The 13,854-nt window shown below is 60.3% G+C and carries 17 protein-coding genes; 9 read left to right on the top strand and 8 right to left on the bottom strand.

Translation table 11 applies throughout. The annotated features are described in order from the left end of the window. Positions 1–99: 99 nt before the first annotated feature. Both ACQ4W0_RS21240 and ACQ4W0_RS21235 read right to left on the bottom strand, forming a co-directional pair. Positions 100–465, bottom strand: a complete 366-nt coding sequence (locus ACQ4W0_RS21240) for a hypothetical protein (RefSeq protein ID WP_436578557.1) — start codon at positions 463–465, stop codon at positions 100–102. 219 nt (positions 466–684) lie between these two features. Further along, a complete protein-coding gene (locus tag ACQ4W0_RS21235) occupies positions 685–1,431 on the bottom strand; it encodes a hypothetical protein (protein WP_436578556.1) in 747 nt (248 codons plus the stop codon). A 352-nt stretch (positions 1,432–1,783) separates the two neighbouring features. Between ACQ4W0_RS21235 and ACQ4W0_RS21230 the strand changes: the two genes are divergently transcribed. From ACQ4W0_RS21230 to ACQ4W0_RS21220, 4 genes are all read left to right on the top strand, one after another. Further along, positions 1,784–2,191 (top strand): GNAT family N-acetyltransferase, encoded by a 408-nt coding sequence (locus tag ACQ4W0_RS21230; protein ID WP_436578555.1) that lies wholly within the window; start codon positions 1,784–1,786, stop codon positions 2,189–2,191. A 29-nt stretch (positions 2,192–2,220) separates the two neighbouring features. After that, positions 2,221–2,619, top strand: coding sequence for an immunity protein RhsI2 family protein (locus tag ACQ4W0_RS29155; RefSeq protein WP_495542778.1), 399 nt, complete (start codon positions 2,221–2,223; stop codon positions 2,617–2,619). Further along, positions 2,582–2,779, top strand: coding sequence for a DUF3079 domain-containing protein (locus ACQ4W0_RS21225; RefSeq protein WP_034786630.1), 198 nt, complete (start codon positions 2,582–2,584; stop codon positions 2,777–2,779). The genes ACQ4W0_RS29155 and ACQ4W0_RS21225 overlap by 38 nt, the downstream gene beginning before the upstream one ends. A 69-nt stretch (positions 2,780–2,848) precedes the next feature. After that, a complete protein-coding gene (locus ACQ4W0_RS21220; RefSeq protein ID WP_436578554.1) occupies positions 2,849–3,343 on the top strand; it encodes a prolyl-tRNA synthetase associated domain-containing protein in 495 nt (164 codons plus the stop codon). Positions 3,344–3,350: 7 nt separating this feature from the next. On the opposite strand, the gene ACQ4W0_RS21215 is transcribed toward ACQ4W0_RS21220, so the two are convergent. Then, on the bottom strand, positions 3,351–4,496 hold the full coding sequence (locus ACQ4W0_RS21215; RefSeq protein ID WP_436578718.1) for an MFS transporter: 1,146 nt from the start codon (positions 4,494–4,496) through the stop codon (positions 3,351–3,353). Between the two features lie 247 nt (positions 4,497–4,743). Between ACQ4W0_RS21215 and ACQ4W0_RS21210 the strand changes: the two genes are divergently transcribed. Further along, on the top strand, positions 4,744–5,361 hold the full coding sequence (locus tag ACQ4W0_RS21210; protein ID WP_436578553.1) for a TetR/AcrR family transcriptional regulator: 618 nt from the start codon (positions 4,744–4,746) through the stop codon (positions 5,359–5,361). A 3-nt stretch (positions 5,362–5,364) separates the two neighbouring features. On the opposite strand, the gene ACQ4W0_RS21205 is transcribed toward ACQ4W0_RS21210, so the two are convergent. Together ACQ4W0_RS21205 and ACQ4W0_RS21200 are read right to left on the bottom strand one after the other, a co-directional pair. Next, the gene (locus ACQ4W0_RS21205; RefSeq protein ID WP_436578552.1) at positions 5,365–5,835 is read right to left on the bottom strand and encodes a GNAT family N-acetyltransferase; all 471 of its coding nucleotides are present in this window, start codon (positions 5,833–5,835) and stop codon (positions 5,365–5,367) included. A gap of 33 nt (positions 5,836–5,868) precedes the next feature. Further along, the gene (locus ACQ4W0_RS21200; RefSeq protein ID WP_436578551.1) at positions 5,869–6,591 is read right to left on the bottom strand and encodes an XAC2610-related protein; all 723 of its coding nucleotides are present in this window, start codon (positions 6,589–6,591) and stop codon (positions 5,869–5,871) included. Positions 6,592–6,922: 331 nt separating this feature from the next. Between ACQ4W0_RS21200 and ACQ4W0_RS21195 the strand changes: the two genes are divergently transcribed. Continuing rightward, positions 6,923–7,084 carry a hypothetical protein gene (locus ACQ4W0_RS21195; protein WP_436578550.1) on the top strand — a complete coding sequence of 54 codons (162 nt, stop codon included), beginning with the start codon at positions 6,923–6,925 and terminating at the stop codon, positions 7,082–7,084. 7 nt (positions 7,085–7,091) lie between these two features. On the opposite strand, the gene ACQ4W0_RS21190 is transcribed toward ACQ4W0_RS21195, so the two are convergent. Both ACQ4W0_RS21190 and ACQ4W0_RS21185 read right to left on the bottom strand, forming a co-directional pair. After that, a complete protein-coding gene (locus ACQ4W0_RS21190) occupies positions 7,092–8,060 on the bottom strand; it encodes a ribonuclease Z (protein ID WP_436578549.1) in 969 nt (322 codons plus the stop codon). A gap of 46 nt (positions 8,061–8,106) precedes the next feature. After that, entirely contained in the window at positions 8,107–9,570 is a 1,464-nt protein-coding gene (locus tag ACQ4W0_RS21185; protein WP_436578548.1) for a metal-dependent hydrolase family protein, read from the bottom strand. 347 nt (positions 9,571–9,917) lie between these two features. Between ACQ4W0_RS21185 and ACQ4W0_RS21180 the strand changes: the two genes are divergently transcribed. Together ACQ4W0_RS21180 and msbA are read left to right on the top strand one after the other, a co-directional pair. Then, positions 9,918–10,301 carry a hypothetical protein gene (locus ACQ4W0_RS21180; RefSeq protein WP_436578547.1) on the top strand — a complete coding sequence of 128 codons (384 nt, stop codon included), beginning with the start codon at positions 9,918–9,920 and terminating at the stop codon, positions 10,299–10,301. A 108-nt stretch (positions 10,302–10,409) separates the two neighbouring features. Further along, on the top strand, positions 10,410–12,245 hold the full coding sequence (gene msbA / locus ACQ4W0_RS21175; RefSeq protein WP_436578546.1) for a lipid A export permease/ATP-binding protein MsbA: 1,836 nt from the start codon (positions 10,410–10,412) through the stop codon (positions 12,243–12,245). Here msbA and ACQ4W0_RS21170 read toward each other — a convergent pair. After that, complete coding sequence (locus tag ACQ4W0_RS21170; RefSeq protein WP_436578545.1) at positions 12,242–12,649, bottom strand: hypothetical protein; 408 nt, start codon at positions 12,647–12,649, stop codon at positions 12,242–12,244. The two genes, msbA and ACQ4W0_RS21170, sit on opposite strands and share 4 nt — an antisense overlap. Before the next feature lie 77 nt (positions 12,650–12,726). On the opposite strand from ACQ4W0_RS21170, the gene ACQ4W0_RS21165 reads away from it, so the two are divergent. Then, complete coding sequence (locus ACQ4W0_RS21165) at positions 12,727–13,848, top strand: toxin-antitoxin system YwqK family antitoxin (RefSeq protein ID WP_436578544.1); 1,122 nt, start codon at positions 12,727–12,729, stop codon at positions 13,846–13,848. The last annotated feature ends 6 nt before the right edge of the window (positions 13,849–13,854 follow it).

The following is a 13,854-nucleotide window of genomic DNA, read 5'->3' as shown; positions in this document are numbered from 1 at the left end:
AGCCAGCTTCTACGGCAGCCAATGCCTCAGTTCGTGTACAAACGGCAGACCTGCCCCTTGCGTGCATGGGTAGTTGAATCGTTCGTGAGCCGGATCTGATCATTTATGCGCCATCGTCCCCTTATCGATTGGTACGAACACTTCCCATTTCTTTTGTGTCGTGGGTTTTACGGTCTTGCCGCAGCTGATAGCAACATTCGGTCCAGACAGGCCATGACTTTTGGGAACCCATTTCACATGCAAAGATATCGCGCATTTGGCAACCAGAATCTTCCGGTTCGGCTCCATGGCCTGCCATCTTGTTCCATTTTTCAGATTCTCTGCTGCAATGAATTTTACAGCTGCCTCCCTTATCTCAAACAATCCATGTATGTCGCCTCGTGTCCGATCTTCGTTTAGAGTGGTAGCGAGTGCCGATGAGGCACCGGCGACAAGAAAAAAGGAGCTAGCAAGGGTGGCGTACACGCGTTTATGCCATCGTAACGATACCAACATACTTACAATCCTTGCCAAGTTTGCTCTTTTTTAGTTAAAGACATAGAAGGTTCCACATTTCCAGCATGCATATTTTTCTATGACGCCGCCGGAGCCTCAAGACGCACCAATCCCTGTCCGCATGGCGGAACCGCTTATTGCGCCATTAACTGGCATGTGCGAGTTGGCGACTTCCCTGCCACGACAAGCTCACGCTTCTTCATCGCGTCTGAAGACGAATTGTTGGCGGCTAATGCCTTGTGTAACAAAGTCTGCATCCGGCGGTATTGTTTCCCAGAAAAATTCATGTTTAAAAATTGGAATTTTGTTGAATTTTCGCGAACGAAATATCCATCTGTTTTTCGTGAAATCGCTGTAGCGGTCCCCTTTGAACTGCTGGTGTACAGCTGTGAAAGGAAGCAATCTTTCCGCAATATCCGGAAAGGAAAAATCTGGATGATCGTCTTTGATTTTTTCAAAAATGCTAAATTGATCTCTGCAGATGACTTGAATGGCAGTCTCTGGAAAACGATAGCGTGGAGACCATAAAACGTTCCAGCCTGATTCTATTTCATTGATGAAATTTACCAGGCGAGGCGTCAAAATATAGGCATCCGACTCGATATGGATGATTTTATCTACACCTAATTCATTTGCCACCTGAATGGAATGGAGGAAACTCCGCCACCAACCGGGGTAGTCAGCTCCGCTTTGTCGCCCCAAATTGTTGTCGAAGTGAACGATGAGATTTTTGTCGGTATTTGAAGCCAACGGAGTTTTATGGGAAATTGTATTGATGATTTCAGCAGGCGGAAGATACGGAGACCCATCATCAATCATTATTTTTTTTATTGCATTGATTGGTATGTTTTCGTAATAGTCGAGCCACCGTTGATACCGACTTTCCCATGATGGGGCATCTTTTATAAAGCTGGTGCAGAATATAATGGCTTTCATTGGCTAAGCACATTCCTTGTATTTGAAAAATCCAGGTTATTCATGGTCTGATCATTAAAATTCCAACTATTTTAACAGATTGGAGGCGCTTGAATAACCGTATGGCCATGCCGGCGATGTGGTCGTTGGCATCATCGAGCCTCTGCTACCTTCACCCGATGACTGCCGACCATGCAGGCACTTGGCGGCGCCTCCCGCTCGCGACACAGGCGTTCAAACATCGGCGCAAAGGCGAGACGGGGATCCGCACTTTTCACGTATGTCGTATCGTCCACATGCCTGGATCATCGCTGGTTATACTATGTGCATAGAAAAGGTTTCCCATGCGCAATCTCCTTACACCCGTGAACCAATGAAAAACATCACTGTCGAATATCGTCATAACTTTCCTCTTGATCCGTTGGATGTCGTTCGTGTCTTCGATCAATCTGGCATCAAGCGGCCGACCGATAATCTCCCGAGAATCGCGCGCATGTTTGCCGCGCCTTGCCTCTTGCTGTCGGCATGGGTGAATGGCGAGCTTGTGGGGATGGCCCGGTCGCTGACCGACTATGCGTATTGCTGTTATCTCTCGGACCTGGCGGTAGACAAGCAATACCAAGGCCTGGGTATCGGCAAAGAGCTTGTCAAGCGCACCCAGGCAATCATTGGCGACGAAGTGTCTTTGATACTGCTCTCCGCCCCGGATGCCATGTCCTACTATCCGACGCTCGGTTTTGAACTTACCGGCAATGCATACATCGTTCGGCGCATACATTGAGTGAGCGCTTCCAAGAACTCCTGCGCCTGATGAAACCCGTTTACGCCTTCGCCGAAGCCTTGGCACAAGACCTCAGCCGCATCGCCAAGACCCAATCCGTCACCCTCGACAGCGCCAGACCCTACATGGGCCAGAAAGGCAGCCACGGCCTGTTCGCCTCCGAAGCATGCTGGGAACGCATCAAAGCGACGAGCTCAAGTCGTAGCCGGCAGCCGATGGCGGTGTTCATGTCGCGCGTATCGTGCTGGAAGGGTATTGCGTTTTGCAGCCACACTATCCATCTGCATAGAATTGATCTCGGACAAATTGCTCATTGGAATTCGTTTGACCTTCACCCGCGCCAGGTCTACAGTCGTCGAAGAGACCTCAACCGATTCCATCGCCCACCCCATGGCCAAGCCTTTTCCTTTAAACCCCAAGAACCCTGAACGCATCTGCTGGGGCTGCGACAAGTATTGTCCGCCGGACGCCATGCGCTGCGGGAATGGTTCCGAGCGCACGCAGCATCCCATCGAGCTGTTCGGGGAAGGCTGGAATGACTGGGGGCTGGCGGCCGCCGATAAAGAAGAGGCGGAGAAAAAACCTTAGCGGCGACAGCAAGCGAACAGCGCAGCAACCACCTACAATCCCTCATCGCGTCCGAGCTGAGGAGTCACCATGCCCAACCCCCTGTCCCGCTGGCTGGCAAGCTGCGCCGGCGAGCACACCTTGGTCGAACACCCGGCCGTGCACACCATCGCCGAAGCGCTCATCCATGTGCCAGCCATGCCCGGCCTGATGGTGAAAAACCTGTTCGTGCGCGACGAGAAGGGCCGCCGGCATTTTCTCGTCATCGTGCCTTCCGACAAGCGCATCGACTTGGCGGCGCTGGGGCGCTTGCTGCCGGCCAGCAAGTTGAGCCTGGCCTCGCCCGAACGCTTGCTGCAGCACCTGGGCATCACGCCCGGCTCCGTCAGCCTGTTTGCGCTGATCCACGACAGTACGCAGGCGGTGGAACTGGTGCTGGACCAGGCCGTGTGGGAGGCCAGCCATCTGCAAGCCCATCCGCTGCGCAACACGGCCACGGTGGCGTTGTCGCACGCCACCTTGCTCAGTTTCCTTGCGCACACGGGGCATGTGCCGCGCATCGTGACGGTGCCGGCGACTCAATAAGACAATCTCAATGCCCGGCCACGGATGCTGCACCGCTGCGCCGTCCCGGCCGGAAACCATGTGCGCGGGCCGACCAGGCGAGCACGAACGCCAGCAGCAGCAAAGCCACCATGGCCCACGGGAAGGCGCCCGCGCCCCAGGTTTCCAGCAGGGCGCCACCCACTACGCCCGCGGCCGCAATGGCGCCATTCCACGCCACCACATTCATCGACAAGGCCACGTCGGCGCCGCTGCCGGCCGTGTCGGCCAGCGCCGTTTGCAAGAGCGTTGCCGCGCCGCCAAAGCTCAGACCCCAGACGGCCATGCCCAGGTAGATGACGGCAGGCAGATGTGACGCGACGCCCAGCACGAAGGCTGTGCCGGCGAACACGGCCAGGCTGGCCAGTACGGTGCTGCGCAAATGGCGCTCGACCTGCTTGCCCGTGATCCAGATGCCGGCCATGGCGGCGGCGCCGAAGATGAGCAGGACCAGATCGATGCGTCCCGTCAATCCGGCCGGCGCCACGAACGGGGCGATGTAGGTATAGAGAATGTTGTGCGCGAGCATCCAGGCGATGACGACGGCCAGCACGGGGCGCACGCCCGGCGTGGTGAAGACGCGGCGCAGGGGCAAGCGCTCATGGACGGACTGGCCCGGGTAGTCCGGCACCTTCGCCAGTACCCAGGCGATGAGGATCAATGTCAGTGCGGAAATGATCCAGAACGCGGCGCGCCAGCCCACCAGCGAGCCGAGCAAAGTACCCAGCGGCACGCCCAGGGACAGGGCGACGGGCGCACCGACCATGGCCAGCGCCAGGGCCCGGCCTTGCTGATGGGGCGCCACCATGCGCCGCGCATAGCCGGCCAGCAAGCTCCACGCCAGCCCGGCCGCCATGCCGGCAAAGAAGCGGGCCGCCAGGGTCAGCCAGTAATGCGACGACAGCGCCGTGACGGTATTGAACACGAGAAAGCCGATGATGGTCAGCAGCAGCACGTTGCGGCGGCGCCAGCCGCGCGTGGCGATGGTGAGCGGAATGGCCGCCAGCAAGGAGCCGAGCGCATAGGCCGTGACCATTTGCCCGGCCAGCGCGGCGCTGATGCCGAGGCCGGTGCTAATCTGCGGCAACAAGCCGGCGGGCAAGGTTTCCGTGACGATGCAGATAAAACCCGTCATGGCCAGGGCCAGCAAGCCGGCGACAGGGAGGTGGTCGGCCAGCGCGGGGCTGGCTCCGGTGGTGATACTGGCGTGATTCACGGCAAACATCCTTGTAAAGTGATCAGGCGCAGGAATGCCCTGGACCGTCGTGGTGGCATATATGTATCGATCGGTATAAATATAGGCGATGGCGCGCCGCGTTGTCAATGATTTCTGTATCGAGTAGTATGTAAGTAGTCTATAAGTAGATGAGAAGGAGCGATGGATGGCGCAAATGGGACGGCCGCGCACGTTCGACCGGCAGGCAGCGGTCGAGCAGGCCATGTTTTTATTCTGGCAGCAGGGGTATGAATCGACGTCCTTGAGCCAGCTCAAGGCGAGCCTGGGCGGCGGCATTTCCGCGCCCAGCTTTTATGCGGCGTTCGGCTCGAAGGAAGCGTTGTTCCGCGAGGCGGCGCAATGCTATCTGGACACCTTTGCGCGCGTGACGGAATGCCTGTGGGACGATGGCCTGGCGCCGCGCGCGGCCATCGAGCTGGCCTTGCGCCAGTCGGGCAGCATGCAGTCCGAGCCGGGACATCCACCCGGCTGCATGGTGGCGCTCGGCTGCATGAGCGCGCCGACGGCCGAGCATGCGGCCGTGGCTGCACCGCTCACTGCCTCGCGCATGCGCACGCGTGCCGGCTTCGTGCGCTGCGTCGAGCGGGGCATGGCCAGCGGAGAATTGCCCGTTAGTACTGATGCCGTGGCGCTGGCAGCCGTTTTCGACAGCTTTTTATCGGGCGTGGCTATCCAGGCCCGCGATGGCGTTGGCTACGCCGTGTTTGACGCGGCCATTACGCAGATCCTGCGCGTGTGGGATGCCAATCGCGTGCCTGGCTAGCCGCTAGACCGTAAAGTGAAACTCCAGCACGTCGTCGCCATACTTGTCCGTCTCGCCCGTCGGGGTCCAGCCCAAGTAGCGGTAAAAGCCGTAGGAGCGCGAGGCGGGATCGCTGGAGCAGCCCAGGAATAGCCGTTGATGGCCTTGTGCGCGCAGTTCCGTCATCACTAATTCCAGCATGCTCTTGCCGATACCGAGGCCTTCGAATTCCGGCAGCAGCGCCAGGACGATGATTTCGCCCGTGTCGCGCTGGCCAAAGCAGTAGCCGACCAGCTGGCCATCGTGATGGCAGACCTGGCCGGGCAAGCTGCCTGAGCGCATCATCTCGGCCCAGGACTCGGCCGTAATGCCCACTTCGGCCAGGCGCTCTGCGGAAATGGCATTTTGCCGCGTCTTGCCGCGCAATGCGATGAAGGCCGGGGTGTCGTCCGCATTAGCGGCATGGAAAGTAATCGATGCTGGATGTGTCGTCATGTGTGCGTTAATTGTTGGACGGTAGTTAAGGATTTACTCCCAAGGTTTGCGCATGATGTGCGCCTGGCGCTGCCAATCAACTGCTTTGGTATTCTCGGTTGCCTGCTGGCCGGGATTGCTGCTATCGATGATTTCATCCTTGACGATGATCAAGTCATTTTTTTCATTCAAGCGATATTCCCGATAGCGCTCGCAATCCTGTTCGCGCCGGGCGGTGGCGATTAATTTGCCAGCCCGCCATGCATAGCTGTCTTCATAAAAACATTGCGCCGCGCAGCCGCAATTGGCGATGCCGCCTTCGATTCTTTGATCGGCTATGCTGATATCCAGATTAGGAATCGCCGATAATGGCTTGTTGAAACTGTATTGCTTCGCCGACGCATCCCATAGCCACACGTCGGAACAGCGGATGCGGCCCTGGCTATCCGTGTAGCCGGTGACCCACAGGTCGGCATGGCCGTCAAAATTCATGTCCAGCAGCAGCGCGTGCAAATTGCCCGTGCCGCTGCTGCTGCAACTGCCACGTATCCACTGCTTTCCGATTTTCAGCTGGTAGGTCTGCTTTTCATCGTGATTTGCATAACGGATATCGGCCGCTTGCCGTACTTTGCCTGTCACGGCTTTTTCCAGGTGCAGCGTACCGCAATAAGCCGAGGTGGAAATCAGGGATAAAAGCAGAGCAATCAGTTTCATGGAGATATTCTTGGGTAGGCATCGGGCACAATACCCAGATTGGATCATGCGGAGAATGATCATACTGCATGAATCCGGCAATGCGCCACACGTTCTTTATCGTGCATTCTGCGTGGAACAGTGCTGTGTACAATGCCACAAAATCCCTGAACAAGGAATCTTCATGGAGGTCTCGACAGCATCTTTTAATGAAGCGGGCATCCTCGCTTATAACGACGGTCATCACGCGTAGGCATTCAAGCAATTCGACGCCGCAGCCGCAGCTGGCCAGCCTGTATTACCAGGGCCATCGCATCGAGCCTACGGGCGCCAGGCAGCCGAGGCCGGTTCCCCGTCGGCGCAGAATGAATACGGCTTGCTGTACGCGCAAGGGCAGGGCGTGGAACTCGATTAGGTGCAGGCGTATGCGTGGATCGCCATGCCGGCCGAGGCGGGCAGCGCGCAATCGGTCAAGAATCGCGATCAGTTGCTGGAAATACTCACGCCGTCACAGCAGCAGGCGGCGCGCGCGCTGGCGGCCGAATATGCGGCGCAGTACGGCGTCAATCCCCACTAAACGGTTGTTAGTGGGATTTCGCCGGCAGCCTGGTCAGCACGCCGGCTGCATCGAGTTCATAGCTGTCGAAGTCGCGCGCCAAAAACAGCTGGCCCGAATAATGCAGCCGCGCTTCCGCTTCCAGCTCGGCCATGCCGTCCGCATTGTGATAGCGGGCGCTGAAGTGGGTGAGGATCAGGTTCGGCAAGCGGACCGATGCGGCGAACTGCGCCACGCGCTGCACGGAACTGTGCGTGGGGCCGGGACCCACTTTTTGCAGCATCGCTTCCGTGTAGGTGGCTTCATGCACGAGCAGTTGTGCATCCGCACAAGCCTCGGCCAGCAACGCTGGCGTGTCGTTGTCGCCGCCGATCACCACCGTGGCGCGCTGCGTTTCCACCTGGCGGAAAGCGGCGGCACTCAATACCGTGCCATCGTCGAGGATTGCATCCTGGCCCGCCTGCAAGAGTCCCCAGGCGGGACCGGCCGGCACGCCAGCCGCCTGCAGGGCGGCCTTGTCCAGCTTCCACCTGCTCGTTTCCAGCGCGAAACGATAAGCGACGCTCGGTGCGCGGTGCGACAGCGCATGGCGCGAGATGGTTAAGCCCGCTTCCTGGTGGACGATGGGATCGCTGTCCACGTCGATGTGGATCAGCGGATACGTCAAGAACAGTTCCGTGTGCAGCAAGGTGGCGTCGATCCAGGCTTTGATGGCGGCCGGGGCGATCAGCAGCAGGGGTTTCTTGCGGCCCGTCATGGAGGCGCTGGCCAGCAAGCCCGGCAGCCCATAGCTGTGGTCGCCATGCACGTGGGTGATGCAGATGCCCACCAGGTCGTGCACGGACAAGGGCAGGCGCTGCAGCCGGTGCTGTGTGGCTTCGCCGCAATCGATCATCCACCAGTCGCGGTTGTGCGTGGTTTGCAAGGCCAGCGACGTGACGTTGCGGTGGCGCGTGGGCACGCCGGAAGAGGTGCCGAGAAAAGTCAGTTTGAACATGCCCGCATTATGCGGCAGCCTTGCCCGCTTGCCAACGCTGTTGGCCTCAGCCTGCCAATGGCGCGCTCAATGTGTCCTTGTAGATGCGCCCGTTCTTCATGATCAGCAGCAGGCTTTCTTCCGGCCGGGCCAAAAAATCGAGGTTTTTCGTGGGGTCGCCATCGGCCACCAGCAAGTCGGCCAGGGCGCCCACGGCCAGACGGCCCAGGGTGCCCGGGTAGGGCGCGCGCTGGCCGGACAGGGCCAGCAATTCTCCATTCTGTCCCGTCGCCTGCGCCAGCAGGATCAATGGATCGTAAAAGCGCGTGAGCTTGGCCAGCTGGCGGCCCTGCGTGGGCGTATTTTTCGCGTTGAACAGGATATCCGTGCCCCAGCCCGTTTTGATGCCGTACTTTTGCGCCAGCGCATACGCCTTCAGGGTGCCTTCCGATACGATGGCTTGGCTGGCCTTGCGCGCCGCATCGGGGTAGACGTTCGCATCCGCGTCTTGCAGGAAAGGCTGCAAGCTCCACCATGTGCCCGTGTCGCGCATCATGCGCACCGATTCGTCGTCCGCCAGCTGGCCATGCTCGATGCTGCGCACGCCTGCGCGGATGGCCCGCTGTATGCCTTTCGGCGTGTAGACGTGGGTCATTACATACGTGCCCCAGTCGGCGGCCGCTTCCACGCCGGCGCGCAGTTCGCGTTCCGAATACTGCGTGCTGTCGAGCGGGTCGTACATCGACGCGACGCCGCCGCCGGCCATCATCTTGATCTGTGTCGCGCCCAGCATCAGCTGCTCGCGCACACGGCGCAGCACTTCCGCCTCGCCATCGGCGATCATGGCCATGCCCGCCGTTTCCGCCATGCTCAACGGCGCATTCGCCGCATGGGGCACGTCCGAGCGCAAACGGAAGTCGCCATGGCCCGAGGTTTGCGAAATCATGGCGCCCGAGGGAAAGATACGGGGGCCGTCGACGATGCCTTCATCGATGGCGCGTTTTAATGCAAAGGCGGGGCCGCCCGCGTCGCGCACGGACGTAAATCCCCGCAGCAGGGTGCGCCGCGCTTCCTGCGCTGCCACCAGATACAGATAGCCGACGTCGGACGTCATGGCCGTCACCTGGTTGATGGCGGCCAGCATGCTGTGCCAGTGGGCGTCGATCAGGCCCGGCATCACCAGCTTGCCCTGGCAATCGATCACTTGCGCGCCTTCCACCTTCTCGCCGGCCGGTAGCAGGGCGGTAATCAGCGGCCCTGTCACCAGCAGGTGGATGCCGGAACGGGGCGCCTTGCCCGTGCCGTCGAACAGGCGCAAATTGGTCAGCAGCAGGGGCCGCTGGGACACTTGCGGCTGCTGGGCGATGGCGTTGCCGGAGGACAGGCCGAGGCCGATGAACGGCGCCAGCATGGCGGCGGTGCCACCGAGAAATTGCCGGCGCCGCATGTCGGCCATCACCCTCTGGTGCAGGATGGTAAAGACGGTGCCGCCGCAATCGCAGGCGGCGGTTTCAAGCCGCCCGTCTGCCACGTATCCATCAGATGCTGCTCATGTGCCAGTGCCATCGCCGCCATCCTTTCATCGCTGCCGCGCCAAGAGAGTGGCTGCAGGCAAAGTTAACAATAGGAAACTATTGCCATTGAAAGCCAGCGACCATGGCAAGTCAAGCGTGCACTTGCTTTACAGAAAAAAATGGTCGGCATAGGCTATGATGGCGTTATCAAGACGGACAGGTTGCTGGATTTTTCCACGGCGCAGTCGTCGGCGATCTATTTCGTGCCCCGCATTGATGCCTTGCTGGCCAGAGATACTCGCCGGCATATCCCGGCTGAGGGGCGTCCCGGCAGTTCCGCTTATTTCTTTATAAGGAGTTTTCCATGCGTATTCGTCCCGCCACATTGCTGTCCGCCCTGGTACTGGGCAGCGTCGTCTTCAGTGCTCCCGCTTCTGCCGTCGGCCTGGGTTTCCTGGCCGATACGCCGATGGCTTACCTGAACAAGAACGACAAGCCCGTCTTCGTGAAGGCCGTCACCGACGTGCTCAATGACAAGAAGGATGGGGAAACCGTGCAATGGAGCAATGAAGGCTTGCGCAATTCCGTGCGCATCGCCGCCGAGATCACGGCCAGCGACACGGAAAAGACGGATGCGCAAACCTGCCGCAAGGTGCAGGTGGGCTTGAGCGCCAAGGGCCAGGAACAGACCCTGAAGCTGAAAGTGTGCAAGGCTGGCAGCGCTGCGTGGAAAGTGGCAAAGAGCTGATCTTCCGTGCTGGTCCTTGCCGGTTCTGCGCCGGCAAGGCGACGACTTTCCTCTAGGTAAGTCTGGCAGCGGTTAGAATCACGCTTTACCCTCACTTTTTCCATCTGCATGCAGCAAAGTCGCCTTTTGTTTTTCCGCCTGGTCGGCCAGTTTCGCCGCTATGGCGCCATCGTTGCCGCCACCTTGCTGGCTGTGGGCGTGGCGTCCGCCACCGATGTGTTGTTAATCCGCCAGTTGCAAAACGTCGTCGACGCCATGCGCACGACGGCCAGCGCACAGGTCGCGCCCGCGTCCGGCGTGATGGGCATGTTGCAGGGCTGGGTCGACCGCTTCCTGCCGGCACAGGCAGGACAGGTGGACTTGTGGGTCATCCCCGCCACCATCCTGGGACTGGCTGCGCTGCGCATGGTCTCCAGTTTTGCCGGCGATTACGGTTCCGTCTGGCTATCGAGCCGGGTGCAGGCCGACTTGCGCGAAAAGATGTTCGCCACCATCATGCGCCTGCCCAGCCGCTTTTTCGATACCACCACCACCAGTCTGACGCAGTCGCGCGTGGCCTTCGACGCCAGCCAGGTGTCGCAGGCGGGCTTGAACGTGCTCAACGTGATGGTGCGCGATTCCGTGGCCACCATCGGCTACCTGATCTTGCTGTTCAGCATAGACGTGAAACTGGCCCTGTTCTGCATGGCTTCAATGCCCATCGTGGCCATCGTCGTGACCCTGGCGGGACGCCGCATGCGCCACCTGAGCAAGAGTTCGCAGCAAGCAGTGGGCGAGCTGACCTCCGTGCTGGACGAAAGCATCGCCGGCCAGCGCGTGGTGAAAATTTTTGGCGGACAAGATTATGAACAGACGCGCTTCGTCGACGTGGTCAAGCGCAACCGCCAACTGGCTGTCAAGCATGCGGCCACTTCGGCCATGAATTCCGGCTTCATCATGATGCTCGTCGGCATTACCCTATCGTCCGTGATTTACTTTGCCATGCTGCGAGCGCAAAGCGGCGCCATCACGCCGGGCGCCTTCGTCGCCTTCATGGGCGCGCTGATGGCGATGCAGTCGCCGATCAAGAATTTGACCAAGATCAATGAGCCGCTGCAGCGGGGCTTGGCGGCGGCCGAGTCCGTCTTCGGCTTGATCGATACGCCGCTGGAACCGGACCCGGGCAGCATCGCGCCGGCCACGGTGCAGGGCAATCTGTCCTTGCAAAACGTCCAATTCCGCTACAACAGCGACGATCCCGATGCGCCCACGGCCTTGAGCGATATCACGCTCGACATCCGCGCCGGCGAAACGGTGGCCCTGGTGGGCAGCTCGGGCGGCGGCAAGACGACCTTGCTGGGTCTGCTGCCGCGCTTCTACGACGTCAGCGGTGGCCAGATCCTGCTCGACGGCGTCGACGTGCGCGACTACGCGCTGCTGGCCCTGCGGCGCCAGTTCGCCCTCGTCAGCCAGGATGTGATTTTGTTCAACGACACCATGGCGGCGAATATCGCGTATGGCGACCCGGCCCCGGACATGGCCCGCATCGAAGCCTCGGCGCGCGCCGCCTACGCGCACGACTTCATCATGCAACTGCCGCAAGGCTACTCCACGCAGGCGGGGCAGAACGGCTCGCGCCTGTCTGGCGGGCAACGCCAGCGCCTGGCGATTGCACGCGCCCTGTACAAGGATGCGCCCATCCTGTTGCTGGACGAAGCCACCAGCGCGCTGGACACGGAATCGGAGCGTTCGGTGCAGGCGGCGCTGGAAGTGCTGATGCGCAACCGCACCACCATCGTCATCGCCCACAGGTTATCCACCATCGAGAGCGCCGACCGCATCGTCGTCATGCAGGGCGGTCGCCTGGTGGAGTCGGGCAGCCATGCCGCCTTGCTGCAGCAGGGCGGTGCGTATGCGCGCCTGCATGCGAGCCAGTTGTCGCCCGTCAAGGATGGCGCGGCTTAGAAAACGTGAATTTCCTGTAATACCAGCCTGGCGCCCAGCGCCGTGCCTTCCACGCGAAACGTGGCGGTGAGGTCGGACCAGGCGCCGTTCAGGGGCAGGGCGTGGCGCGCCTCGGCAATCGCCATGCCGCCGTCCTCGCTGGCCGGGCGCTCGACGCAGCGTTCGTGCGGCACGCCGCTGGCCTGCGCGGCCGGGGTGACGCGATACACGCTGCCGTCCGCATACGCTTCCGGCGAACCATAACCTTCGATCACGGCGCGCAGCAGCGCCGGCGTCCAGCCGTAGTACGCGTCGTGGGCCGTGCGCGCATGGGCGCACGCGTAATCGCCGCGCGCCAGGTCGGCGATCCAGGCATCGATGATGTCCAGTATATGGGTGTCGCTGGGGGCGGCTGGCAAGTGCATGTGTTTCTTTCGTGACAGGAGAAAACGTTGCTTTCCCTTATGATGGCAGCCGCACCATAACATTGCAACGGAACACAATGCACACACAACAGACGATGCGCTGGCTGCTAGCTGCCGCGCTGGGCATGGGCGCAGCCTTGCCCGTGGCGGCACAGGAACAGCCCGCAGCGCAAACGCCAACGCGACAGGAAGAAGACCAGACCATGTATTTGGATGAAAATTTCGTGCCGAGCAATCAGCGCCGTGCCGTGTATGCGCTGCGCACGCCGCCCGTGCGCGACGAGGCGCTGGGCGCCTGGCATGTGCGGCTGGAATTTCCCGATACGCCGGGTGCACTGGCCTTTGAAACCTATGCCACGGACCTCGACTTGAGCCAGGTCAGGTTTGTCTACTTTCGCAAGTGGTACTACGAGAATGGCCAGCTGTTGAAGGAAGCGAAATTCGATGCCCAGGGCAAGGCGCTGCCTGGTGGCTGCGTGTACTACGAGAATGGCCAGCTCAAGCAGCGGGTGACCCCGCTGCCGAACGGGCGCGACAGCATCTCGGAAAGTTACCATGAGAATGGCCAACTGGCGCACAAGACGCTGTATCACGGCAAAGTGATGGCCGATGGCGAGCATGTGTCCTACGACGCGAATGGCGCCGTCAGCAGCCGCTCGTATCAACGCAACGGCAAGATGGATGGCGTGCAGGAATCGTTTTATGCCGATGGCAAGCTGCACCGACGGGGCCAGTTCGTCGATGGCAAGCGCGAGGGCGAGTTTGTCCGGTATGCCCAGGACGGCAGCGTGCTGGCCAGGACCGTGTGGGTGCACGACAAGCCCGACGGCTGGTCGTTTGAAAGCCATGGCAATGGCGTCTTGTCGAACAAGACGCTGTACCAGAAAGGTGCCACGCTCAGTTTGCAAACGTGGGGTCCGAATGGCCGTCCTATATTTGCGTGGCAGAAAGACGCACAGGGGCGCGACCACGGCGATACGACGGATTGGCATGGAAATGGCGTGCGCGCCAGCGTGATTCCGTTTGTCGAAGGCCAGCGTCACGGCTTGCTGCGTGTCTGGCACAGCGATGGCAGCCTGCAGCAGATTGTGCCGTACGAACATTGCAAGAAGCACGGCATCGAGCGCCACTGGGACAAGGCCGGCAAGCTGGTGCTGGAGCAGGTGTGGCAGGATGACCAGCCCGTAGCGGCAAAGTAGGGGATC

Origin of the sequence: Janthinobacterium breve (genome assembly GCF_051380895.1) — a bacterium.
GTDB lineage: Bacteria > Pseudomonadota > Gammaproteobacteria > Burkholderiales > Burkholderiaceae_D > Janthinobacterium.
This window is presented reverse-complemented; position numbering and strand designations above follow the sequence as displayed.

Coding starts and splice junctions, on each gene's coding strand:
- ACQ4W0_RS21230 (WP_436578555.1), top strand. CDS start 1,784: ATGAAAAACATCACTGTCGAATATCGTCATAACTTTCCTCTTGATCCG.
- ACQ4W0_RS21165 (WP_436578544.1), top strand. CDS start 12,727: ATGCACACACAACAGACGATGCGCTGGCTGCTAGCTGCCGCGCTGGGC.
- ACQ4W0_RS21205 (WP_436578552.1), bottom strand. CDS start 5,835: ATGACGACACATCCAGCATCGATTACTTTCCATGCCGCTAATGCGGAC.
- ACQ4W0_RS21215 (WP_436578718.1), bottom strand. CDS start 4,496: ATGACGGGTTTTATCTGCATCGTCACGGAAACCTTGCCCGCCGGCTTG.
- ACQ4W0_RS21225 (WP_034786630.1), top strand. CDS start 2,582: ATGGCCAAGCCTTTTCCTTTAAACCCCAAGAACCCTGAACGCATCTGC.
- ACQ4W0_RS21220 (WP_436578554.1), top strand. CDS start 2,849: ATGCCCAACCCCCTGTCCCGCTGGCTGGCAAGCTGCGCCGGCGAGCAC.
- ACQ4W0_RS21200 (WP_436578551.1), bottom strand. CDS start 6,591: ATGATCATTCTCCGCATGATCCAATCTGGGTATTGTGCCCGATGCCTA.
- ACQ4W0_RS21210 (WP_436578553.1), top strand. CDS start 4,744: ATGGCGCAAATGGGACGGCCGCGCACGTTCGACCGGCAGGCAGCGGTC.
- ACQ4W0_RS29155 (WP_495542778.1), top strand. CDS start 2,221: ATGAAACCCGTTTACGCCTTCGCCGAAGCCTTGGCACAAGACCTCAGC.
- ACQ4W0_RS21235 (WP_436578556.1), bottom strand. CDS start 1,431: ATGAAAGCCATTATATTCTGCACCAGCTTTATAAAAGATGCCCCATCA.
- msbA (WP_436578546.1), top strand. CDS start 10,410: ATGCAGCAAAGTCGCCTTTTGTTTTTCCGCCTGGTCGGCCAGTTTCGC.
- ACQ4W0_RS21180 (WP_436578547.1), top strand. CDS start 9,918: ATGCGTATTCGTCCCGCCACATTGCTGTCCGCCCTGGTACTGGGCAGC.
- ACQ4W0_RS21190 (WP_436578549.1), bottom strand. CDS start 8,060: ATGTTCAAACTGACTTTTCTCGGCACCTCTTCCGGCGTGCCCACGCGC.
- ACQ4W0_RS21170 (WP_436578545.1), bottom strand. CDS start 12,649: ATGCACTTGCCAGCCGCCCCCAGCGACACCCATATACTGGACATCATC.